Origin of the sequence: Geobacillus sp. LEMMY01 (assembly GCF_002042905.1) — a bacterium.
Taxonomy (GTDB): Bacteria; Bacillota; Bacilli; order Bacillales; family Anoxybacillaceae; genus Geobacillus; species Geobacillus proteiniphilus.
The window spans coordinates 45,809-67,641 of record NZ_MVKA01000020.1 but is presented as its reverse complement, the minus strand read 5'-3'; the positions used below and the strand labels follow the sequence as shown (position 1 = coordinate 67,641).

Here is a 21,833-nt window from a genome sequence, read left to right as displayed (position 1 = left end):
GCTATCGCTTAGAAGTCGGGTTCTCCTCGCTTATTCCCAAGATGAAAGGAACATAACCCCCCTTCTGTCCAGGCGCCAACCCGTTGTCAAAGCAGCCAGTACGCAAGCGGGGCGGTGAGGATGAGCGTTAATACGGTCCGCTCGAACCAAATGACAAGCAGCCTCGACAAGCTGAGCGGAATTTCCGTAGACAAAATGCATGGAATGACAGCGGAAAAGAATAGGATCGCCGATACGGATACAACAGCAATAATGAATTTCGTGACAAGCGGAGCTTCGGTGACAAGCAAAGCTGGCAAAAACATTTCCGCGATTTCAATGGCTGATGCTTTCGCTGCCAACAGCGGTTCAGGGATTTGCAACAGAAGGGTGAATGGATAGAACAGGTAGCCTAACCAGTCAAACAATGGCGTATATTCAGCGAGCAACAGCCCGATCAGTCCGACTGACATAATGGACGGCAAAATTCCCATCGTCATGATGAAGCCATCGCGCAAGTTTTCCCATATGTTCGTCCTGATTCCTTTTGACTGCTCTACCGCCCTCATTGCTTCGGTCCAAGCTTGTTTCATATAGTTGCCCGTCACTTTTTGCTCGGGATCCCCCTTGCCATTGTAATACTCATCGCTCATGCGGCTTAACGGCCAAAGCCGGGCGGTGAACGCCGTGACAGCAAACGTCACAAGAAATGTCACCCAAAAATACGTATTCCAGATCGACATCAGCCCTAATGTTTTCGCGACAACGACCATGAACGTAACAGACACAGTGGAAAAGCCAGTGGCGATGATCGCCGCTTCTTTCACTGTATATTTGCCTTCTTTAAACACTTTATTGGTGATCAATAGCCCAATGGAGTAGCTGCCGACAAAGGAAGCGACGGCGTCAATCGCCGAGCGGCCTGGCGTTTTCCAAATCGGCCGCATGACGGGCTGCATCCAAACGCCGACAAATTCGAGCAGCCCGTAGCCGACAAGCAGAGCGAGAAAGACGGAACCGATCGGCACAAGCAAGCCGACGGAAATGACGAGTTTGTCATACAAAAACGGCCCCATATTCGGTTGAAACAGCCACGACGGACCGATGCGAAACACCAACATGACCGCCACGATGAGTCCAAAAACTTTCAATATCGAAAAAACCGTCGTCACGGCATCTTTATTCCATGTTTTCTTGTAAAATGGGTACATCGCACCTAAAGTGATCACTATAAGAGCATAATAGGGAACAAGTGCTGAAAAGTGTGTGCGGATCCATGTCACGATATGATCGAGCAAAATAGACGATTTGCCTCCGATGGATACGGGAACGAAAAACACGAAAATCCCGATGGCACTGTAAACGAAAAACTTCCATGCACCGCTTGCCGGCGTTGGTGTCGGCACGGATGGCGCCATGTTTGTATCCGTTTTCATTTTCCTCCACCCCCATTTGTTCTTCTACAGGCTAAAGACGACAGCACGGCCGGAAGCATAACCGCTCCCGGTCGCCAAACACCTCGACGGAAGACCATTCCTCCTTCAGATGTACACCTTGCCTTCCTTCACCACCGCCTTTCCACCTTTGATCACCGTCTCCGCATGGTTGACGCCGTAATAGTACATGATTTGCATATAATTTGGCACATGGAAAATGACCAAATCCGCCTTCTTCCCCGGCTCGAGGCTGCCGACGAGATGAGCGCGGCCGATGGCATGGGCGGCATTGATCGTGGCGGCGGCCATCGCTTCAGCGGGAGTCATGCCCATATGCAGGCAGGCAAGGCTCATGACAAGCGGCAGCGAGACGGTCGGCGACGAACCAGGGTTGCAGTCGGTCGCCAAAGCGACGGGAACGCCGGCGTCGATCAAACGGCGGGCATCGGCGGCTTTTGTCATTAAGAAAAATGCCGTGCCCGGCAAGAGAACGCCGATGACGCCGCGCTCCGCCATGCGCCGAAGCCCTTCGTCTGACGCACGAAGCAGGTGGTCGGCGGATATCGCGCCGACTTCGGCTGCCAGTTCCGCCCCGCCATACGGCTCGATTTCATCGGCGTGGATTTTCGGCGTCAAGCCGTACGCTTTTCCAGCTTCCAACATGCGGCGCGCCTGGTCGGGGGTAAAGACGCCGCGCTCGCAAAAGACGTCGTTGAACTCGGCCAACCCCCGCCGACTCACTTCGGGAATCATCTCGTCGATGACAAGGCGGACGTATTCATCGGGGTCGTGTTTCCATTCCGGCGGAACGGCGTGGGCGCCAAGAAACGTGGAGACGACATCGACCGGGTGGGTGTCATGGAGCCGCTTGGCGACTTCAAGTTGCTTGATTTCGTGCTCAAGGCTTAAACCATAGCCGCTTTTTGCTTCGACGGTCGTGACCCCATGAAGCAAAAACTGATCGAGCCGCCGCTTGCTTTCTTCATACAACATCTCTTTCGACGCCTCGCGCGTCGCTTTTGTCGTGGCATGAATGCCGCCGCCCGCGTTCATGATCTCCATGTACGTCGCTCCACGTAGGCGCATCGTCCATTCGTGTTCGCGGCTGCCGGCGTAAACGAGATGGGTATGAGGATCGACAAGCCCAGGCGTAACCGTTTTGCCCTTGGCGTCAATGACTTCCGCTTCGGCGAGCCGATCAGCAAATTGGCGGGCCAGTTCATCGTCCGCACCAACCGCAACGATCGTGCCATGTTCGATCCAGACGCTGCCGTTTTCGATGATGTGAAGATCGCTCATCTTCTCCTTGACGAGCGGGGCCGCGGAGCTTCCCGCCAGCGTGACGAGCTGGCGGGCGCGGCGGACAAAGAGCGGGCGCATATGGATCCCCCTTTCTACTTGAGCATCGGCATATCAATGCCTTTTTCTTTCGCCGTCCGGATGGCAAGGTCATACCCGGCATCGGCGTGGCGGACCACACCAAGCCCCGGGTCGGTCGTCAACACCCGTTCCAACCGTTTTTCCGCCTCTTTCGTGCCGTCGGCGACAATGACCATGCCGGCGTGAATCGAGTAGCCCATGCCGACGCCGCCGCCGTGGTGAACCGACACCCAGCTCGCGCCGCCAACCGCATTCAAAAGCGCGTTTAAAATCGGCCAGTCGGCGATGGCGTCGCTCCCGTCTTTCATTCCTTCCGTCTCCCGGTTCGGCGAAGCGACGGAACCCGAATCCAAATGATCGCGTCCGATGACGATCGGCGCTTTCAGCTCGCCTTTGGCCACCATGTCGTTGATGATTTTGCCAAATTTCGCCCGCTCGCCGTAGCCGAGCCAACAAATGCGCGCCGGCAGCCCTTGGAACTTAATGCGTTTTTGCGCCATGCGAATCCAATGGCAAAGACGCTCATTGTCGCTGAATTCACGCAAAATGACTTCATCGGTTTTATAAATGTCTTCCGGGTCGCCCGATAATGCCACCCAGCGGAACGGCCCTTTTCCTTCGCAAAAGAGCGGACGGATGTAGGCCGGCACAAAGCCCGGGAAGGAGAAGGCGTCGTCCACCCCTTCGTCTTTTGCCACTTGGCGGATGTTGTTGCCATAGTCAAACGTCACCGCCCCTTGCTTTTGCATCGCCAGCATCGCTCGCACGTGCGCGGCGATCGACTGTTTCGCGCGGGCGATGTACTGCTTCGGATCGCGCGCCCTGAGTTCGGCGGCCTCATCAAGCGTAAGGCCAGCCGGGATGTAGCCGTTTAACGGATCGTGGGCGGACGTTTGATCGGTCAAGACGTCCGGAACAAAGCCCATTTCGACGAGACGCGGCAACACTTCAGCCGCATTGCCGACAAGGCCGATCGACAGCGCTTTTTTCTCTTCCTTCGCTTGTTTCGCCATCTCGAGCGCCGCGTCTAGGCTGTCGGTCATCGTATCCAAGTAATTCGTGTCAATGCGGCGCTGGATGCGGGCCGGATCGACTTCGATGGCGAGACAGACGCCGCCGTTCATCGTCACGGCGAGCGGCTGCGCCCCGCCCATGCCGCCAAGGCCGGCGGTTAGCGTGATCGTCCCGGCCAGCGTGCCGCCAAAGTGCTGGCGCGCCACTTCGGCAAACGTTTCATACGTCCCTTGGACGATCCCTTGGCTGCCGATGTAAATCCAGCTCCCGGCCGTCATTTGTCCGTACATGATCAACCCTTTTTTGTCAAGTTCGTGGAAATGGTCCCACGTCGCCCATGCGGGCACGAGGTTGGAGTTGGCGATCAGCACGCGAGGGGCGTCCGGATGCGTGCGAAACACCGCCACCGGCTTGCCGGATTGAATGAGCAACGTTTCATCGTTTTCTAAACGAAGAAGGGTGTCCACAATCGCCTCGTAACATTCCCAGTTGCGCGCCGCCTTGCCGATGCCGCCGTAGACGATCAACTCATCCGGCCGCTCGGCGACATCGGGATGCAAATTGTTGTTTAACATGCGCAACGCCGCTTCTTGAATCCATCCTTTCGCCCGCCGCTCTGTTCCCGCAAACGGGCGTACGGTCCGTTTTTCTGCCATCGTCATCCTCTCCTTTTTCCTCTTTGCTTTTTATTGTAAGGAAGCCAAGAGGATGGAGATAGATTCTCGTCTTTTCAAGATGATCCAATTTTTTTGAAATTTCTTTTTTCTTTTCACTTCATCTATCCATTTCTTTTGATATATGTTCATTTCTTTTGAAAAAACCGCCTACCGCGGTGATGACGGTTTCAGCCGTTGTTCATCGCGGTAGGCGGTCGGCGTCTGGTTCAGTTCGGCTTTAAAGACGCGCATCAAATAATGGGCGGTGCGAAACCCGGTTTGTTCGGCGATTTCTTTAATCGACAAATCCGTCTGCCGAAGCAGCCGTTTCGCTTCCTCAAGCCGCCGGTTTGTCAGCCACTGGCGAAACGTCACGCCGCGCTTTTTCGACAACAAATGGCTGAAATACGCGGGGCTGCGCCCGGCGGCGGCCGCGACCCGCTCAAGCGTGAGCGACGGATCGCGAAAATGCGCCTCCATATAGCGGAGGCCGCGCTCCACGGCGTCGACGCGCGCGTCTTCCTCGGCCTGCTTGGCCTCATGGAACAACCGATATAAAAATAAAATCAATTCTTGAACGATGCGATACAAGACGGGATTGTACAAAATGTCTTGAAAAATGCGCATATACTCCCGCTCGGTTCCGCCGCGGTCAAGGCCGTATGTTTTCATAAACCGGCGGATTTGCGCCAAGATGCTCGTCAGCCGCGTCCGCACCATCTCCGGGCTCGGAAACGGCGGCCCCCAATGGGAAAATTCGCGCCGCAGCCATCGCTTCACCCCTTCATGGTCGAACCGCTCGAGCATCTCGATCCATTGCCGCTGCTCCTCGGGCGTCAAAAACGGATCGAGCTCACGCCACTGTTCGTATTCCGAAGCGGGAGCGATCACTTGGCGATAGCCAATGAAAAACGTCGTCTCCAGCAACCGGCGGGCCGCTTGGTATTGCCCGCGCACCGTTTTCCGGCCATCAGGCGGCATCACGACAACCGCGAGCGGCTCATGATGCTCCTCTTCCCAATCGCGCAGCAGCTTCCACGCCTCTTCTTTCCCGTCGCCCGGCAAATCGGGAAGCAGGCAAACCGCCATATGGGTGAGCGGCAATACGCGCGCCCGTCCGCGAAACGGATAGCTCGTTAAAAAGCGGATCACTTCTCGAGACAAGGCAGGCTGTTCCGCCTGCACAAGCCATACATGGGTGGAAGCTGCGGCGGGGTCATCGTAAAATAATGCGCGGTAGTCGTCATGGCCGTCAAAACCCGCTGTCAGGCTCGAGCGGCTGTTTGAGGAAAGCGAAACCGCCGTCCTCAACGCTTGTTTCAGCTTGGCGGGCTCAAGCGGCTTCACAAGCAAATCGACGCATTGCCAGTCGATGGCTTGTTTCGCCCGCGCAAACGTCGCCTCGGCCGTTGCGGCAATCACGCGTTGGCAAAACAAGCGGACGTGGGATGTCGCCTTCGACCATCGTTCATACGGAATCATATCCAGTTCGACGTACAATAGCTCCGGCGCCTCCCGCTCAAGAAGAGCCATCATCTCCTCCACATTGGCCGCCGTGTACACCTGCTCGATCGGCAGCGAATACGCGGAAACGAGCCAGCGGATCGCTTCTCGTTCCTTGTCGTCCCGTTCGGCAATGACCAATTTCACGTTCTCACCGCCTTGGCTGCAAGCGTCGAAAATGAAGGAGTGCATCCATGCAAAAGGCGGCGGCCAACGCCACCGTTTTTCCGCCTTCATCCAAGAGTGGATTGACTTCGCAAAGGTCGACGCTGATCGTTTTCGGATGAGAAACGATTCGGCGGATGAGAGCGCGCGCCAACGACGGAGCGAGTCCAAACGGCGACGGCGCGCTCACCCCCGGCGCGGCGGCCGCGCTGATGGCGTCCATGCAAATGGTGAACATCACGGCATCGTGATGAGCGGCAAACTCCTCGATTTGTTCATAGGCGGCCTCGATCGGCCCTGCGGTCAGCTCGTCTTCAAGCATGTACCGGCAGCCGTACGTCTCGGCCGCCGCAAACAGGGCCGCCGTGTTGCCGAGCCGCTGAATGCCGAGGCAGAAGTAACGGACCCGTTCGTCTTGATCCAATATTTGCCGAAACATCGTCCCGGACGTCGGGCCGTCATCGTACGGGCGCAAGTCGAAATGGGCGTCAAGGTTGAGGATGCCAAGGTGGGCTTCGGGCCCGAGCGCTTCGCGAACGCCCAAGTAATGGCCGTACGCCGTCTCATGGCCGCCGCCGATCACGATAGGCGCCATCCCGTTTTTCAGCAGGCGGGCGATCGCCTTCCCAAGTTCAGCCTGGCTTTGTTCGAGCCGTTCATCGACGCAAACGACATCGCCTGCGTCATAGACAACGACCCCTTCCGGAAGATGCCAAGGCAGCCGGGCCAGCGCCGCTTTGACGGCGGCCGGCGCCTCTTTCGCCCCTTGGCGGCCTTGGTTGCGGCGCACTCCTTCGTCGCACGCAAACCCGATGAATGCCGCCGCTCGTTCCACCGTCTCCAATGGCTGCGACAAATCGAGCAAGCGAATGCGCTGATGAAGACGAAACGCCTGCTCATCGCTCACGCTGTCAATCCGTCCCGTCCAACGGCCGGCGTCTGGCGGTTGATACATGAGACCATCTCCTTTCCATCATCAGCTGCTTGTTTCTTTCGCCACAGCTTTGCCGTTCTCCTCCCCATGCACGCGAAAAGAGGAAATCGCCGCCGTTTGGCGAATAAAAAAACATGATTGACGACAGAAAGGGTGTTCCACATGAAGCCAATGACCAACTTGCACGCTGTCATCGCCGGTCAAAGCGCACCGCCCCCATGCGACGAAACGCTCGGCGTCCGCCTGACGGAAGCCCGAGACGGCTATGCGAAAGGCGTATGGACGATCAGCGAATCGCTGCTCAACGGCAACGGGGTGATTATGGGCGGGTTCGTCGGGGCGGCGGCGGACATTCTCATGGCGTATGCGGTGACGACCTTGCTTCGCGATGACCAAATGCACGCCTCCATCAACTTGCAGACGACGTTTCACCGCCCGGCGGCGGCTGGGGAAGCCGAAATCGAGGCGCGGGTGGAAAAGTTCGGGAAAACCGTCGCCTATGTGACCGCCATCGTGCGGCAAAACGGCAAAGAGGTGGCGAGCGCCACGTCGTCGGTGCTGATCATGGACAAACCGTGAAGGTGATGGATCTCCAAAAGGCGTTTTTGCACATGCTCGTTCTCCTTGGACTCGACGAGGCGAAACAGCAGCTGCTGTTGTTGTTTTGAAACGCATGGAAAGCGATGATCAGAGGAATCCGATAAAACCGGTGAAAAACGATGATGTTCGCCAAATCGGTGGTTTTGTTGAAAAAGGAGAACCAATTTCACAAGGTTTCCCCACTTGAGAAGAGGCGTTGTCGAGTTGCCTTTTTCATGACATCATCAGTCCTCAATGGCGAAACGAGGTGAGGCGCAGCCGTTTTCGACCAGTTGCCAAGCGCCGGAGAAAGCGCTGTCAAAAACAGCCGTTCTCCGGCGCCTTTCGTTGCTTGTTACGCCCGGACAAACGTTTTCGGCATCACGACGGCCACGACTTGGCCGCGGGCACACAGTTCGCCGTTGGCGAACACTTCGGTGTCAACTTGCCATTTTTTCGGATGAATCTCCGTCACGGTGCCGACGGCGACAAGCGGCACTCCATGCGGCGTCGGCTTGACGAAATCGACGTGAAGCGACGCAGTGACAAAGCGCGGCGGCGTTTCCCCGCTCCCTGGTTCATGGCCGTTTTTCCGATGCAAGGCAAGCGCCGCTGAACCGGTGCCATGGCAATCAATGAGCGAGGCGATCAGCCCGCCGTACACAAACCCCGGGATCGCCGTATGTTCTGGACGCGGCGTATACACCGTCACCGTCTTGTCTCCTTGCCATCCGGTGCGGAAATGGTGACCTTGTTCATTTAGACGCCCGCAGCCGTAGCACCAGGCGAATTCATCAGGGTAGTCGTCTTGAATCGCGTGCACGATCGTTTCTTCCACGTCATCCTCCCCCCTCTCTTTTTCTAGTATACCATTGAATCGGGAAGACGACGACTCCTACATGGACGGTTGTTGTCTAGCGGCAGGCAAGGCCATACGAAGAAAAATGGAACGAAGCGCCAATCGCCAGACGGCAAATTCATAGGCGGCCCAAACAGCGGACCGCCTATCGTGACGCCATTTATCGAGCAGGCTCGTAAAACTCGATCCATTCGCCGTCGGGCCCGAGGAAGAACAAATATTTTGCCCCGTTCGGAAGTGTCGTTATTTCTTCCCACACAAGCGGCACGCCGAGCGACTGAAGCCGTTCTTTCTCCTGCTCAATGCCTTCCACCGTAAACGCCACATGGTGCACTTTTCCTTCCGTCGGCAAATCCGGGTTGTATCCTTCGATCAGCTCGACAATGATCGAGCCGCCATTTTTTGTTTATTCCGCCACTTCCGGCTGTTCTGATGTGACGCCGACGTCTTTCCATGTCAGCTTCGAGCTCGGATCAACCGTAAAGTTGGCGACGCGGTTGTTGACTGCGTAGATGGCCGAACGATACAACGTCGGGATGACCGGCACTTCTTCGTTCATCAGCTTTTGCCATTCACTATAAATTTTCCGGCGGTATTCTTTGTCAAACGCCTGCTCAGAATGGCCTTTTTCGAGCAGTTCATCGTTTTTCTCGTTCACCCAGCGCGAGTAATTGAACATAACGTTTCGGCCGTACAATCCGTACGGGTCGACGTCCGTTCCCGTTCCCCAAGCGGCGGCGTAGACATCCACTTTCGGATCATCTTTTTCGACCATATCATAGAATGAGTTAAACTCCGCCAATCGCCCATCAACGAGTTGCACATCCAAGCCGACATCTTTCCAGCATTGCATATAAAATTTTGCCAACGGTTCCGCAATGTCTCCTCCGCTCATCGCCAAGAAGTGAATGGTGAATTTTTTGCCGTTCGGATCTTCGCGGAGGCCATCCCCATCCACATCTTTATAGCCGGCCTCATCAAGCAGCTGCTTCGCTTTTTCGGGATTATACGTGTACCCTTTAATTGAATTATCATGATATCCCGGGAACGACGGCGGAATGAGCGTTGTCGCCGGGAAGCGCAAGCCGTGGTACAGGCGGTCAGCCACCTCTTGGTTGTTGATGGCATACGCCATCGCTTGGCGCAGCTTTTTGTTTTGGAATTTCGGGTTGTCCATCACATTTTCTTGCTTTTTCGCATCCCAATGGCCGAGTTTAAAACCAATGTAGTTATAAGCTAAATCCACCTTGCCGATAAATTGAATGTTTTTCGTTCCTTTCGCATTCGGATATTGATCCGTTGGGAATTCCGCAATATCAATATCGCCTTTTTTCAACGCTTGCAGCACCACTTGCGGGCTGACAACTTTCAGAATAACCCCTTCCAAATTCGGCTTGCCTGCCCAGTAGTCATCGTTGCGGACGAACTCCACCGATTCGCCTGGGACGATTTTCTTCACTTTAAACGGGCCGAACCCGATTGGGTTTTTCCGAATTTTATCCGACTGAGCCAACTGTTTGATCGGCACGTCTTTCAAATAATGCTTCGGCAGCGGGTACGCCCAAATGCCGGTCAACACAGACGGGTTTGCATGTTTCCATGTAATCGTCAACGTCTTTTTGTCGATCACTTTAATGCCGGCAATTTTATCGGCTTTGCCGCTATGGTATTCATCCATCCCCACAATGTCTTGGATGAGCGCATCACCGTAGCGGACGCCCGTATAATCTTTATGGCCGATGACCAAATACGCATACTCCAAGTCTTCCGCCGTCACCGGCTGGCCGTCATGCCAATTAACATTGTCTTTAATATGGATTGTCATCGTCTTTTTATCATCCGACAACTCATACGTGGCAGCCCCATCGTTTGTAATTTCATAGTCACCGTTCGTGCGGAAAAGCGACTCATCAAAAAATTGCAAAATTTCGGCATCTGGAGCTCCCGTGTAAAATGCGTAGCTGAGCGTCCCTTCAAACGGCGTATCGGACACAAGTCCGTATTTCAATACACCGCCGTCGATGATTTTCCCGTCGTTTTTCACCGTCATCGGGAATTTGCTGATGTCTTCTTTCTGCGCTGCCGGTTTCTCTTTGTTGTCTTTCCCCCCAGTTGTCGACGAGTTGCCCGTGCATCCGGCAAGCACGAGCAGCAGCGCGGCTAGCGCCGCCAACCACTTTCGCTTCACTTTTTCTTCCCCCTTTAACTTAATCGTTGTCTGGCATCAGCCGCACGTTTTAACGCTTGGCCGATGAAATTTATGCACAGCATCATCACTAAAATAAGCAATGATGCAGGCAGCCATACCCACCATTTGTTTTGCAAAACATCCGGGTTGGTCGCATAGCTGACCAACGTCCCTAAGCTCGGCGTGCTTTCCGGCAGCCCGAATCCGAGGTACGTGAGCCCGGATTCAATGCCAATGTTGCCGGCCAAATTCAACGTCAAATTGACGATGATAATGGAACTTAAATTCGGCAAAATTTGAAACAAAATGATTTTCCAATCCGGCGTCCCAAGTGTCTTTGAGGCGCTGACGTAATCCAGCTCACGCTCAGCGAGCGTTTTCGCACGGATCAGTCGAGCCTTGCCGGTCCATAAAAATGCACTCATAATCAAAATAAACGTCAATACATTGTATTTCGGCACAATCGCAACAAATACAATCACAAGCATCAAAAACGGCAAGACGAGAATGAAGTCAATGATGCGCATAATGATATTGTCAACCCAGCCGCCGAAATAGCCGGCCACCAATCCGACAATGAGGCCGATCACCCCAGTGATGAGCGTAATGGCCAAACCGATCGTAAACGAATTGCGAGCACCGATGATGAGCTGGCCGAACACGTCGCGGCCGCCATAGTCCGTGCCAAGCCAATGTTCCGCTGATGGCGGCGAGTGAATGGCTAAAAAGTCCACTTTCACAATTTCCTCTTGATCTAAAAAAAGCGAGGCTCCATAGACGATGAGCAAAATGATTGTCAGCACGATGAGCGAGCCAAGCGCGAGCCGGTCATGGACGAGCTCCCGCCACATAATGGAGAGGGGGGAAGGGCTTTTCTCGACGTTCGTCCCGACCGCCGTTGGGCCGTTTGCTTCCAGTTTCATATCCTCCGTCTTCCTCCCTTTCTACTCAATGCGAATGCGCGGATCAACCGCACTTAATATAATGTCAGATAATAACGTTCCGACGAGGGTGGCTACTCCGGAAATCATGACGAGCGCCGTCACAACGCTGTAGTCGCGCTGCATAATCGACTGCAAAAACAGCTGTCCAAGCCCAGGATAACTGTAAATGGACTCCAAAAAGACCGATCCGCCGATTAAACCGGTAATTTCATAGCCTAAAAACGCCGCAATCGGCAAAAACGAATTGCGCAAAATGTGCCGCCAGTAAATATGCCGCTCCGGCACCCCTTTGGCGCGTGCCGTTTTTACGAAATCTTTCACTTTCGTATCAATGATTTCGCTGCGCAAATATTGAATGGTCACCACTGTGTTAATGAGCGCTCCGGACAAGGCTGGAAGCATGAGATGGTTCAATTTGCTTAAATAATAGGCCAGCGTCCCTTCCTCAACTTGAATATCCACGCTTCCGCCGGTCGGAAACCAACCGAGATGGAAGCCGAAAATAAACAACATAATCAACGCAAAGATAAATAGCGGGGTGGCATAACCAATGTAACTGTAGCCGACAATGAGCTTGTCGGCCCACGTGTCGGTCCACCGTCCCGACACAATGCCAAGCGGAATGGCGATGAGATAGGTCAAAATTAAAATAGCCGCCGATAACAATACGGTATTTCCGACCCTTCCAGCCAGCAAGTCCGTGACCGGCTGCTGATGGGTATAAGACAGGCCAAGATCGCCGTGCAACATGTTTTTCACCCAGCGGATGTACTGAATATGTACCGGGTCGTTTAACCCGAGCTTCTCTTTCATCTCTTCCAATGTTTGCGGATCCATTTTCGGATTGGCAGCCAGCTGGCCGGTCAACGCATCGCCTGGCATCGCCTTCGCCAGCAGGAAAATGAGGACGCTTAACAAAAATAGCTGCGGAATCATGATCAAGATTCGACGCAAAATAAACTTCAACATCGTTCCGTCTTCCCCTCTTTACGGAATAGCCACGGAGTGAGTCGGCGAAATGGGTTTAAGCGGATACGCTCGCCCGTTTTCATCGAAATAGTGCGAATACGCTTGCGCATATTCTTCTTCCACTTCTCGGCGCAGCGCCGCCTGTTTGCTGCGATCGCGTGGATCGGCGTTCGGAATCGCGGACAAAAGCCGCTTCGTATAAATGTGTTGTGGATTCGTGAAAATGTCTTCACTCGTCCCTTCCTCGACAAGCCGGCCGCGGTACATGATGCCGATTCGGTCGCACATATGGCGGATGATGCCCAAATCATGGCTGATGAACAAATACGTAAGGCCATATTCTTGCTGAATGTCTTTCATAAAGTTCAACACTTGCGCCTGCACAGAGACATCGAGCGCCGAAACCGGCTCATCGGCGATGATCAGCTTCGGATTGAGCGTAAGCGCGCGGGCGATGCCGATGCGTTGGCGCTGCCCGCCGGAAAACTCGTGCGGATACTTATAGATCGACTCGGCGCTTAACCCGACCCGCTCGAGCACGTACTGCACTTTTTTCCGCTCCTCTTGAGGCGACAATTTTTCAAAGTTGCGCAACGGCTCGGCGACAATATCGAGCACGCGTTTGCGCGGATTGAGAGACGAGTACGGGTCTTGGAAAATCATTTGGATGTCTTTCCGATACGCATGAAATTGACGCCGATTCAGCTTTGTCAAATCCGTCCCTTCAAACAGCACTTCACCGGCCGTTGCCCGAATAAGGCCGATGATCGTGCGCCCCGTCGTCGTTTTGCCGCAACCCGATTCGCCGACAAGCCCGTACGTTTCCCCTTGATTCAAAGAAAAGCTAACATCGTCCACCGCGCGGACATGGTCGATCACGCGGCGGAAAAAACCTCCGCGCACCGGATAGTATACTTTCAAATGGTTGACGTTAAGAAGCGCCATAGCCGACCCCACCTACCGTTTGATCATCGGGAAAATAAAAATGTTGGTAACATGTGCAACGCACCCAATGCCCCGGCTCCACTTCCCGCAGCTTCGGATCCGGTTCGTGCTTATCCGCCCCAATCCAGCTGATGCGCGGCTGGAAGCGGCAGCCTCGCCGCGGCAGCTTATGCAGCGGGGGAACGATTCCTTGAATGACGTGAAGACGTTCCTTTTTCGTCTGCGCGGACGGGATTGACTGCAACAACGAGCGAGTGTATGGATGAAGCGGGCGGTGGAAAATGGTATCGACGTCCGCCCATTCAACGATTTCCCCGGCATACATGACCGCCACACGGTCCGCCATTTCCGCCACGACCCCTAAATCGTGCGTGATCAAAATAATGCTCGTTTTCATTTGCTGCTGCAATTCTTTCAAAAGCCCCATAATTTGCGCCTGAATCGTCACGTCAAGCGCTGTAGTCGGCTCATCGGCGATCAATAAGGCTGGCTCGCAGGCGACGGCGATCGCAATCACGACCCGCTGCCGCATTCCTCCGGACAGTTCGTGCGGATAGCGATGGTACACTTTTTCCGGTTCAGGAATGCCGACCCGCTCAAGCAAGCGGATCGTTCGCTTCTTTTTTTCTGCCCCCGACAGCCGTAAATGATAATCCATGCTTTCCTCGATTTGCCGGCCGACGGTCATGAGTGGGTTGAGCGCTGTCAACGGATCTTGGAAAACCATCCCGATCTCTTTACCGCGGATTCGGTTCAATTCGGAAACAGATAACGACAGCAAGTTCGTCCCTTTAAACTGCAGACATCCTTCTACTTTCGTCTTCTCCGGCGGGTGCAGCCCCATGATCGAAAGGGCAAGGGCGCTTTTTCCGCACCCTGACTCGCCGACAAGAGCGACGACTTCGTTTTCCCCAATCGTCAAGGAAACATCATCTACTGCCGCATAATAGTCGCCGTCGATCTGAAACGAAACCCGCAATCGATCAATTTCCAACAATGGTTGTTTTTCCAATGCGCCTTTCCCCTTTGATTTAGTGTAACGAAATTTTAGACTATATATAATTCTATGATAATATTCTATCACAATTTTTTGTAAGTTCAATATTTTTTGTAATTTTATCCTTCTCTTATTTGTTTATTTAGAATAATGTTTTATAAAATAATAAGGTCGTGCAAAGGATTTTTCGCCTTTTTTTCTTCATGTTCGTCGAACAAAAAATTCGACTTTATTTCACAGGCGTAAGGATGGTGTACCATTTTTATAAAAAATATGAATCTTCACCAAAAATTGAACTTGACTGTTCCAGAACATGCCTTACTTACGCCTATAAGAAAAAAATCAGCAAATCAATGATTTTGATACATGGCGGCTCAAGAAAACGCCTTGCTTGTCAAGTACATGTTGTAGTGATGTGCCCTTTTATTTCTAAACTTGACGAGAATGGTTAGTCACCCTCTCCTACTCGACAAAATGCCAAGAAGAGGGGACATGCACCGCGTCCATCGTTTTATACAGTCAGTGGAAAAAATACAGCAATCGTTCGACAAAAATAGACAAAAATAGACAAAAACATGGTAGAATGATATAGTGCACCTTATTTTTTCGCAGATTGGAGGATTGCTTCCGCATGGACAAGCAGTCGATCATGACGCATTATGGGGCGCTTTACTTTTTTATGCCTGCCGTGCAATGGGTGGTGAATGAACATGGGGTGATTGTCGATATGAATGACTATGCCGGTGCATCGTTGGGCTACGATCGGGTTGAGCTCATCGGCGCCCCGTTTCAAACTATTTTCCATCCTGACGACTGGGCGTCCCTCGCCCACTTGCTTCCTCAACCGGCCGATGAAGCGGTTCGCACATTCACGGCCAGAACGGTGCATAAAACCGGCAAATTATGCGCTGTTCGCGTGCATATGCGTTGGAAAAACATTGAACGATACGCCGTTCCTCCTCGTCTCGTGCTCTGACATGACCGCTGAAACACATGCGGAGCGGCTGCTCGCTGAACAGACTCACATTTTGAAGCAAATCGCCAAACACGAGCCGCTCGATGCCATTCTCACGTCCATTGCCAAGGCGGCCGAAGCGTTGCGGCCGCCAGCCGTTTGTTCGATTTTGCTTGCCGATGACAACGGGCGACGCCTTTACCATGGAGCAGCGCCAAGCTTGCCATCCGCTTATATCGAAGCCATGAATGGAATCGAAATCGGGCCGCAATCTGGATCGTGCGGCGCGGCCGCCTACCAAAAAGAGGTCGTGATTGCAAGCAATGTGGCGAATGACCCCCGCTGGACGTCTTATGCGCAATTCGCGTTGGCGCACGGGTTGAGAGCTTGCTGGTCCATGCCCATTCTCTCATCATCCGGCCATGTGCTCGGAACGCTGGCGTTTTACTATCCGACCGAGCGCGAACCGGAGCCGGAAGATATGGAGATCATGTCGGCGCTGTCATCGCTCGCGAGCCTCGCCATGGAACATGAGGGAACAAGGAAAGCGCTCGAAGAAAACAGACGGCTGTATGATTCCCTGTTCCATTACCATTATGATGAGCTCACCGGATTGCCGAACCGGCGTCGATTTTTGCAGCTTGCCAAGGCAATGCTGCCAAAACTGAAAGAAACGAAACAACACGGCGCCATTTTGTATATTGATTTAGACGGCTTTCAATATATTAATGATTCGTTCGGCCATCATATCGGCGACGAGTTGCTTCAACAGACGGCCGCCCGGCTTCGTGAGCGCGTCCATCCCCATGGCATCGCTGCCCATATGAGCGGAGATGAATTCATCGTGTTGCTCGCGCCAGTCGATGGACACCAAGAAGCATCAGCCATAGCGGAAGACTTGCTGGCGCTCATCGCCCAGCCGTTTTCACTCGCCGAACAAACCATTTTTATAACGGCCAGCATCGGCATCGCTCTTTTCGACGGTGAGCAAGCCAATGCGGACACGGCCATCCGCCAGGCGGACATGGCCGCCATGGAGGCGAAACGGAAAGGCAAAAACAGCTATTGTCTTTATGAAGAAGCGCTGCAGCATCAGCGCCTTCCCAATGTATTTTTGTTAGCGGATTTGCACCAAACAGTCAAACAAAACATGGATGGGTTCGTCCTATTGTACCAGCCGATTGTCGATGTGCGGACAAAAGCTGTTTCCGCTATGGAAACGCTCATTCGTTGGCATCACCCCTCCAAAGGGATTGTGCCGCCAAGTGATTTTATTCCACTTGCAGAGGAAACGGGTCTCATTATTCCCATCGGCGAATGGACGATCCGCCAAGCATGCCGGCAGCACGAACATTGGCGCCGTCAAGGGTTCATACCGGTTCGAATGGCCGTCAACGTTTCCGTCAAAGAGTTGCACCATCCGCAATTCGCCGCCCGCGTGGAAGCCATTTTGGCGGAGACGAATATGAGGCCATCGTGGTTGGAACTTGAAATTACAGAAACGATCGCCATTTATCAAGAAGCGACTATTTTGGCCAATTTGCGCCGGTTGAAAGAGATGGGGGTGCGCTTGTCCATCGATGATTTCGGCACCGGCTATTCCTCACTCGCCTATTTGAAACAGTTGGACATTGACACCGTGAAAATCGACCGTACCTTCATCGCCGATTGCCCCCATTCGCACTATGGCAGCATCATCACAAGCACGATCATCTCCCTCGCCCGCCATCTTGGCATGAACGTCGTCGCCGAAGGAGTAGAGCGCGAGGAACAGCTCGAGTACTTAAGGGAAAAAGGCTGTCAAGAGGCGCAAGGCTACTTGTTCCGGCCCCCCATGCCGGCAGATGAAGCAGCTGGCCTGCTAGCACGCAGTATCGAGCGAAGGACGTAAAAACGCGGATGCCCGTCATCAGGGCATCCGCGTTTTTCAATCATTTAAACGCCATCGCTGCCTGCACGGCTTTTTTCCATCCGGCATACAGCGCTTCTCTCGTTTCCGTTGCCATTTGCGGTTCGAACCGGCGCTCGAGCTGCCATTGGGCGGCGATGTCATCCCGACTGCTCCAGTAGCCGACCGCCAGCCCGGCCAAATACGCCGCACCCAAAGCCGTCGTTTCATTAATGACCGGACGTTCGACCGGAACGGCAAGCAAATCGCTTTGAAACTGCATAAGGAAATTGTTTTTCACCGCCCCGCCGTCAACGCGCAACGTGGTCAGCGAGATGCCGGAATCGGCTTCCATGGCGGCGAGCACATCTTTTGTCTGGTAAGCGAGCGATTCCAAGGTGGCCCGGATGAAATGCTCTTTCGTTGTGCCGCGCGTGAGGCCAAACACCGCCCCGCGCACCTCGCTGTCCCAATACGGCGTGCCAAGGCCGACGAACGCCGGTACGACATACACCCCGTCGGTCGACTCGACTTTTTCGGCGTATGCTTCGCTATCAGCCGCGGTTTTGATCATCCGCAAGCCGTCGCGCAGCCATTGAATGGCCGAACCGGCGACGAAAATGCTGCCTTCAAGGGCATATTCGACCTTGCCGTCAATCCCCCAGGCGATCGTTGTAAGCAGCCCGTGTTTCGATTGCACCGCTTTTTCCCCAGTATTCATCAGCATAAAGCAGCCGGTGCCGTACGTATTTTTCGCCATCCCTTCCGTAAAGCACGCCTGGCCGAACAAAGCCGCCTGCTGGTCGCCCGCGGCTCCCGCGATCGGCACCTCCACGCCGAAGAAATGGTGCGGAACCGTTTTCGCGTATACTTCCGAGGACGGGCGCACCTCAGGAAGCATCGCCTTTGGCACGTTTAAAATCGCAAGCAGCTCGTCATCCCACTCGAGCGTATGAATGTTAAACATTAATGTGCGCGACGCGTTCGAGTAATCGGTTACATGGGCGCGGCCGCCGGACAGCTTCCAAATGAGCCACGTATCAATCGTGCCAAAGAGCAGCTCTCCTCGCTCCGCCCGTTCGCGCGCCCCCTCGACATGGTCCAAAATCCATTTCACTTTTGTCCCGGAAAAATAGGCGTCAATAAGCAAGCCGGTTTTTTCGCGGAATAGCGGGTCATATCCTTTCGCTTTCAGTTCATCGCAAATGCCGGCCGTCTGCCGCGACTGCCAGACGATGGCGTTGTAAATCGGGTTGCCGGTGTCTTTCTCCCACACAACCGTCGTTTCCCGCTGGTTCGTAATGCCGATCGCCGCCACTTGTTCCGGCTTCACTTGCGCCTCAGACAAGACGCTGGCAATGACAGCAAGCACCGATCCCCAAATTTCATTGGCGTTGTGCTCGACCCAGCCGGGCTGCGGAAAATATTGCGTAAACTCTTTTTGCGCCATATGAACGATTTCGCCCTTTTGATTGAACAAAATCGCGCGCGAACTCGTTGTGCCTTGGTCGATGGCTAAAATGTATTGATTCATGACATTCTTCCCCCTTCTCCTGTATTTGCTTACAACCCCCGTACGCCAACTAGAGAGAACGGCGACTTGCGGCGTTGGCCGTTTTTCCTTTTGCCATCTTCGCCGCCGCCAAAACGACTGCGGTTGCCGCCAGCACTCCCCATAATGCGCCTGTCGGTTTTCCCAAGAAAACGGCTTTATAGACCAAACTGCCTAACGCACCCCCAAGCAGCGGTCCGACGATCGGCACCCACGCATACGCCCAATTTGATGACCCTTTCCCTGGGATTGGCAACAAAAAGTGGGCTAAGCGAGGTCCAAAGTCTCGGGCCGGATTAATGGCGTATCCCGTCGTACCGCCGAGCGACAGTCCAATCGCCACGATCAAAAAACCAACGATAAACGGATTGAGCCCATCAGCGAATTTGTTGGCGCCAATGGCCAAGATGGCCAGAACCAACACAAACGTTCCGATGATCTCGCTAAGCAAGTTGGCAGCCGTATTCGGCACTGCCGGACCCGTCGCAAATACGCCAAGCTTGACACCCGGGTCGTCTGTTTCCTTCCAATGCGGCCAATAGTGGAGATAGACGACGGCAGCCCCAACCATAGCGCCAAGTACTTGTGCCAACACATAGCTAGGGACATCTTTCCATGGAAAATCACCGCTTATGGCCAATGCCACTGTCAGCGCTGGATTGAGATGGGCGCCGCTATACCGGCCGACAGCGTATGCAGCGACGGCCACCGCCAGCCCCCACCCCATCGTAATGACAATCCAGCCCGAATTGGCCGCATATGATTTCTTTAAATTGACCCCGGCGCACACACCAGCGCCGAAAATGATGAGCAGTGCCGTGCCGATGAATTCCCCTAAAAATGGCGACATTTGTTCTCTTCCCCCTTTTCATTCGTGATTTCTTCTGCCATTTCCTGCTTGGGCGGCCCCTCCGGAGGGTTAGCCGTTGGGTGGAAAAACAAAAACCCACACACTTCCCCGCTAATCAACGAGGAATATGTGTGGGTCTCCGCTTCTCCACCACAACGTTATTAACTTGCTTTTAGCATATCATCTGTTGAAAACGCTGTCAACCTATTTCTTCGGCAAAATTTGCACGTAATCGAAGTCGAGCGTATCGACCGCGTCTTCGATATGAAGGCGGGTGATGAACCGGTACGACCGACCGGGGCGCGATGGCGGCAATGTTTCCGGGATCGTGTAGAAAAACGGGATTTCCTTTTTCTCGCCCGGCTTGATCGAAAACGCTCCGGCCGCCGGAATGACGGCGACAATGGCATCCAGTTCCTTGCCGTTTTCGATCGTTTTTTGCACGAGCTCCACATCGAGCCGCTCGATCATCTGTTCCACCGTTCCGCCGTAAATGTGGACGATCCCTTGAATCATTTCTCCTTGGCGCCATAACGATTTATTTAAGATCAAGTCGACGTGCGCCGACCCGACCCCGACTCTTGACATCATTTTGCGCAATAACACCGTAGTCACCTCTTTGTCTCTCTTGTCATATCATCATACGAAAAAACGAAGCCGCCTGTTTCAACGCAAGCCAAAAAATAAACAGACGATGCTGGCGCGGCACGTCTGCCCCTGGGAGAAACAGGGACGAATGCGGCTCGTTTTGTTACCGCTTACATTCGAGATTACCGCATTCGCCTTCCGCTGTCAATTGGTTATTCGTACACATTTTCGTTTTCGATAATGTAATCGATCCGAATGACCGGGACGTCCTGTTGCTCGACTTCCGCGACAATCAAGCCGACGCGGTCATTGTAGATGCAAAACGTATCCTGCCCTTTGCGGAACGCCGACTCTCCGTACGAAAGAACCATGTGGTAAATTTTATTGTCGCTGAAATAACGGCGGCTGACCCGGCTCCCTAACCGGACGATCACTTCTTTTCCCGCGATTTTCCCGCGGTACATCCGCTTCTCCCCCTTTTTGTCGTTCCTATTCCAATGTAGGGCCGTTGTTGCCCGCTCATGACTTTTTCTCCCCCTGCGGCCCGTTTTCCTTTTCAACGCATTGTTTTTCGGGCCGGCAAACAACTTTTTTCGGAAATTTCCTTTCTTTTGCTTGACGCGGCCAACCGCGGTAGTGTATAGTAGAGTCATCACATAACAGAATATATTTCAGGCATTCAACATGAAGGCGCATCTTGGATGGCTGTGAAGTATATTTTGTTATTTGATAAAAATCTTGAGGTTAGCCGAACAGGCTAAAGGTATTAGGAGGAATTCAGTATTATGCAACGTGGTAAAGTAAAATGGTTTAACAACGAAAAAGGTTATGGTTTCATCGAAGTGGAAGGCGGTTCGGACGTATTCGTCCACTTCACGGCGATCCAAGGTGAAGGGTTCAAAACGTTAGAAGAAGGCCAAGAAGTTTCGTTTGAAATCGTCCAAGGAAACCGCGGACCGCAAGCAGCGAACGTTGTCAAATTATAAGACTTCGTTGACATAGACGAGAGAACGGGAGCGGAACGAGAGGCACCCTGCTTAAGCAGGGTGCCTTTTTCATTGCGATTTGCATAGATTCAACCAAGCGGCAAACAATAAAGAAAGGGAGGTGTTCATATGGCCAGACGCGATGCCGACGTACATACGGGATACAACGACTTAAAGCAAGTGGAAATGTTCGTCGAGACGGCGGAGAAAATGGTCGGCCAGGCGACGATGCAGCTCGACCCCGAGATGCTTCGCCATGCCGAACAAGCGGTGAAAAACGCCCGCGACCAACTTGCGCGCGCCCGCCAAGAAGCTATGGGCGTCGACGGTGATTTTCTCGCCCGCTGCGAACAAACATTGGCCCGCGCCGAACACCAGCTTCGCGAGGCGCGGCAATAACAGCAAAACGGAGCTTCGCTTGGCGAAGCTCTTTTTGCACCGTCTATCAGGCGGAGGACAAACAACG

At 53.6% G+C, this 21,833-nt stretch carries 20 protein-coding genes and 1 pseudogene; 5 read left to right on the top strand and 16 right to left on the bottom strand.

Annotated features, from left to right (window positions below; genetic code table 11):
- Window positions 1-86 precede the first annotated feature (86 nt).
- From B1A75_RS11085 to hutG, 5 genes are all read right to left on the bottom strand, one after another.
- Window positions 87-1,415: a YjiH family protein gene (locus B1A75_RS11085; protein ID WP_074043896.1), complete on the bottom strand. Its 1,329-nt coding sequence runs from the start codon at window positions 1,413-1,415 to the stop codon at window positions 87-89.
- A 105-nt stretch (window positions 1,416-1,520) separates the two neighbouring features.
- Window positions 1,521-2,795 carry an imidazolonepropionase gene (gene hutI / locus B1A75_RS11080; protein ID WP_074043895.1) on the bottom strand — a complete coding sequence of 425 codons (1,275 nt, stop codon included), beginning with the start codon at window positions 2,793-2,795 and terminating at the stop codon, window positions 1,521-1,523.
- 14 nt (window positions 2,796-2,809) lie between these two features.
- On the bottom strand, window positions 2,810-4,465 hold the full coding sequence (hutU, locus tag B1A75_RS11075) for a urocanate hydratase (protein ID WP_176202408.1): 1,656 nt from the start codon (window positions 4,463-4,465) through the stop codon (window positions 2,810-2,812).
- Between the two features lie 168 nt (window positions 4,466-4,633).
- Window positions 4,634-6,115 carry a helix-turn-helix domain-containing protein gene (locus tag B1A75_RS11070; protein ID WP_074043893.1) on the bottom strand — a complete coding sequence of 494 codons (1,482 nt, stop codon included), beginning with the start codon at window positions 6,113-6,115 and terminating at the stop codon, window positions 4,634-4,636.
- Between the two features lie 4 nt (window positions 6,116-6,119).
- The gene (gene hutG, locus B1A75_RS11065; RefSeq protein ID WP_079936200.1) at window positions 6,120-7,088 is read right to left on the bottom strand and encodes a formimidoylglutamase; all 969 of its coding nucleotides are present in this window, start codon (window positions 7,086-7,088) and stop codon (window positions 6,120-6,122) included.
- A gap of 141 nt (window positions 7,089-7,229) precedes the next feature.
- Between hutG and B1A75_RS11060 the strand changes: the two genes are divergently transcribed.
- Complete coding sequence (locus B1A75_RS11060; protein WP_014195531.1) at window positions 7,230-7,646, top strand: PaaI family thioesterase; 417 nt, start codon at window positions 7,230-7,232, stop codon at window positions 7,644-7,646.
- Between the two features lie 355 nt (window positions 7,647-8,001).
- Here the strand turns inward: B1A75_RS11060 and B1A75_RS11055 are convergent, their stop codons facing one another.
- The 7 genes and pseudogenes from B1A75_RS11055 to B1A75_RS11025 all read right to left on the bottom strand — a co-directional run bounded on the left by B1A75_RS11055 (window position 8,002) and on the right by B1A75_RS11025 (window position 14,563).
- Window positions 8,002-8,484 carry a PaaI family thioesterase gene (locus B1A75_RS11055; protein ID WP_074043891.1) on the bottom strand — a complete coding sequence of 161 codons (483 nt, stop codon included), beginning with the start codon at window positions 8,482-8,484 and terminating at the stop codon, window positions 8,002-8,004.
- 181 nt (window positions 8,485-8,665) lie between these two features.
- Window positions 8,666-8,899 (bottom strand): annotated as a pseudogene (locus B1A75_RS11050) (VOC family protein); the annotation flags it as partial.
- Window positions 8,900-8,911: 12 nt separating this feature from the next.
- Window positions 8,912-10,693: an oligopeptide ABC transporter substrate-binding protein gene (opp4A, locus tag B1A75_RS11045; protein ID WP_074043890.1), complete on the bottom strand. Its 1,782-nt coding sequence runs from the start codon at window positions 10,691-10,693 to the stop codon at window positions 8,912-8,914.
- Window positions 10,694-10,707: 14 nt separating this feature from the next.
- A complete protein-coding gene (locus tag B1A75_RS11040) occupies window positions 10,708-11,616 on the bottom strand; it encodes an ABC transporter permease (RefSeq protein WP_074043889.1) in 909 nt (302 codons plus the stop codon).
- A 21-nt stretch (window positions 11,617-11,637) separates the two neighbouring features.
- Window positions 11,638-12,606, bottom strand: coding sequence for an oligopeptide ABC transporter permease (gene opp4B, locus B1A75_RS11035; protein ID WP_074043888.1), 969 nt, complete (start codon window positions 12,604-12,606; stop codon window positions 11,638-11,640).
- Between the two features lie 18 nt (window positions 12,607-12,624).
- The gene (locus B1A75_RS11030) at window positions 12,625-13,551 is read right to left on the bottom strand and encodes an ABC transporter ATP-binding protein (RefSeq protein WP_074043887.1); all 927 of its coding nucleotides are present in this window, start codon (window positions 13,549-13,551) and stop codon (window positions 12,625-12,627) included.
- Window positions 13,538-14,563, bottom strand: a complete 1,026-nt coding sequence (locus B1A75_RS11025; RefSeq protein WP_074043886.1) for an ABC transporter ATP-binding protein — start codon at window positions 14,561-14,563, stop codon at window positions 13,538-13,540. The genes B1A75_RS11030 and B1A75_RS11025 overlap by 14 nt, the downstream gene beginning before the upstream one ends.
- Window positions 14,564-15,179: 616 nt before the next feature.
- On the opposite strand from B1A75_RS11025, the gene B1A75_RS11020 reads away from it, so the two are divergent.
- Both B1A75_RS11020 and B1A75_RS11015 read left to right on the top strand, forming a co-directional pair.
- Window positions 15,180-15,524, top strand: coding sequence for a PAS domain S-box protein (locus B1A75_RS11020; RefSeq protein ID WP_079936199.1), 345 nt, complete (start codon window positions 15,180-15,182; stop codon window positions 15,522-15,524).
- A gap of 1 nt (window position 15,525) precedes the next feature.
- Window positions 15,526-17,394, top strand: coding sequence for a putative bifunctional diguanylate cyclase/phosphodiesterase (locus B1A75_RS11015; protein ID WP_176202407.1), 1,869 nt, complete (start codon window positions 15,526-15,528; stop codon window positions 17,392-17,394).
- A 40-nt stretch (window positions 17,395-17,434) separates the two neighbouring features.
- Here the strand turns inward: B1A75_RS11015 and glpK are convergent, their stop codons facing one another.
- The 4 genes from glpK to B1A75_RS10995 form a co-directional block, all read right to left on the bottom strand.
- Window positions 17,435-18,925 carry a glycerol kinase GlpK gene (glpK, locus tag B1A75_RS11010; protein ID WP_074043884.1) on the bottom strand — a complete coding sequence of 497 codons (1,491 nt, stop codon included), beginning with the start codon at window positions 18,923-18,925 and terminating at the stop codon, window positions 17,435-17,437.
- Between the two features lie 49 nt (window positions 18,926-18,974).
- A complete protein-coding gene (locus tag B1A75_RS11005) occupies window positions 18,975-19,793 on the bottom strand; it encodes an MIP/aquaporin family protein (protein WP_079936197.1) in 819 nt (272 codons plus the stop codon).
- Between the two features lie 204 nt (window positions 19,794-19,997).
- Window positions 19,998-20,399: a sporulation protein gene (locus B1A75_RS11000; RefSeq protein WP_079936196.1), complete on the bottom strand. Its 402-nt coding sequence runs from the start codon at window positions 20,397-20,399 to the stop codon at window positions 19,998-20,000.
- A gap of 194 nt (window positions 20,400-20,593) precedes the next feature.
- A complete protein-coding gene (locus tag B1A75_RS10995; protein WP_074043881.1) occupies window positions 20,594-20,845 on the bottom strand; it encodes a hypothetical protein in 252 nt (83 codons plus the stop codon).
- 321 nt (window positions 20,846-21,166) lie between these two features.
- Between B1A75_RS10995 and cspD the strand changes: the two genes are divergently transcribed.
- Together cspD and B1A75_RS10985 are read left to right on the top strand one after the other, a co-directional pair.
- Entirely contained in the window at window positions 21,167-21,367 is a 201-nt protein-coding gene (cspD, locus tag B1A75_RS10990) for a cold-shock protein CspD (protein WP_003251474.1), read from the top strand.
- A gap of 129 nt (window positions 21,368-21,496) precedes the next feature.
- Window positions 21,497-21,766: a DUF2564 family protein gene (locus B1A75_RS10985; RefSeq protein WP_079936195.1), complete on the top strand. Its 270-nt coding sequence runs from the start codon at window positions 21,497-21,499 to the stop codon at window positions 21,764-21,766.
- The last annotated feature ends 67 nt before the right edge of the window (window positions 21,767-21,833 follow it).

Excerpts from the sequence above, each read along its gene's own strand:
- B1A75_RS11060 (WP_014195531.1), top strand. The coding sequence starts at position 7,230 with ATGAAGCCAATGACCAACTTGCACGCTGTCATCGCCGGTCAAAGCGCA.
- B1A75_RS10995 (WP_074043881.1), bottom strand. The coding sequence starts at position 20,845 with ATGTACCGCGGGAAAATCGCGGGAAAAGAAGTGATCGTCCGGTTAGGG.
- B1A75_RS10985 (WP_079936195.1), top strand. The coding sequence starts at position 21,497 with ATGGCCAGACGCGATGCCGACGTACATACGGGATACAACGACTTAAAG.
- B1A75_RS11015 (WP_176202407.1), top strand. The coding sequence starts at position 15,526 with ATGACCGCTGAAACACATGCGGAGCGGCTGCTCGCTGAACAGACTCAC.
- glpK (WP_074043884.1), bottom strand. The coding sequence starts at position 18,925 with ATGAATCAATACATTTTAGCCATCGACCAAGGCACAACGAGTTCGCGC.
- hutG (WP_079936200.1), bottom strand. The coding sequence starts at position 7,088 with ATGTATCAACCGCCAGACGCCGGCCGTTGGACGGGACGGATTGACAGC.
- hutU (WP_176202408.1), bottom strand. The coding sequence starts at position 4,465 with ATGGCAGAAAAACGGACCGTACGCCCGTTTGCGGGAACAGAGCGGCGG.
- cspD (WP_003251474.1), top strand. The coding sequence starts at position 21,167 with ATGCAACGTGGTAAAGTAAAATGGTTTAACAACGAAAAAGGTTATGGT.
- B1A75_RS11030 (WP_074043887.1), bottom strand. The coding sequence starts at position 13,551 with ATGGCGCTTCTTAACGTCAACCATTTGAAAGTATACTATCCGGTGCGC.
- opp4B (WP_074043888.1), bottom strand. The coding sequence starts at position 12,606 with ATGTTGAAGTTTATTTTGCGTCGAATCTTGATCATGATTCCGCAGCTA.
- B1A75_RS11020 (WP_079936199.1), top strand. The coding sequence starts at position 15,180 with ATGGACAAGCAGTCGATCATGACGCATTATGGGGCGCTTTACTTTTTT.
- B1A75_RS11085 (WP_074043896.1), bottom strand. The coding sequence starts at position 1,415 with ATGAAAACGGATACAAACATGGCGCCATCCGTGCCGACACCAACGCCG.
- B1A75_RS11005 (WP_079936197.1), bottom strand. The coding sequence starts at position 19,793 with ATGTCGCCATTTTTAGGGGAATTCATCGGCACGGCACTGCTCATCATT.
- hutI (WP_074043895.1), bottom strand. The coding sequence starts at position 2,795 with ATGCGCCCGCTCTTTGTCCGCCGCGCCCGCCAGCTCGTCACGCTGGCG.
- B1A75_RS11040 (WP_074043889.1), bottom strand. The coding sequence starts at position 11,616 with ATGAAACTGGAAGCAAACGGCCCAACGGCGGTCGGGACGAACGTCGAG.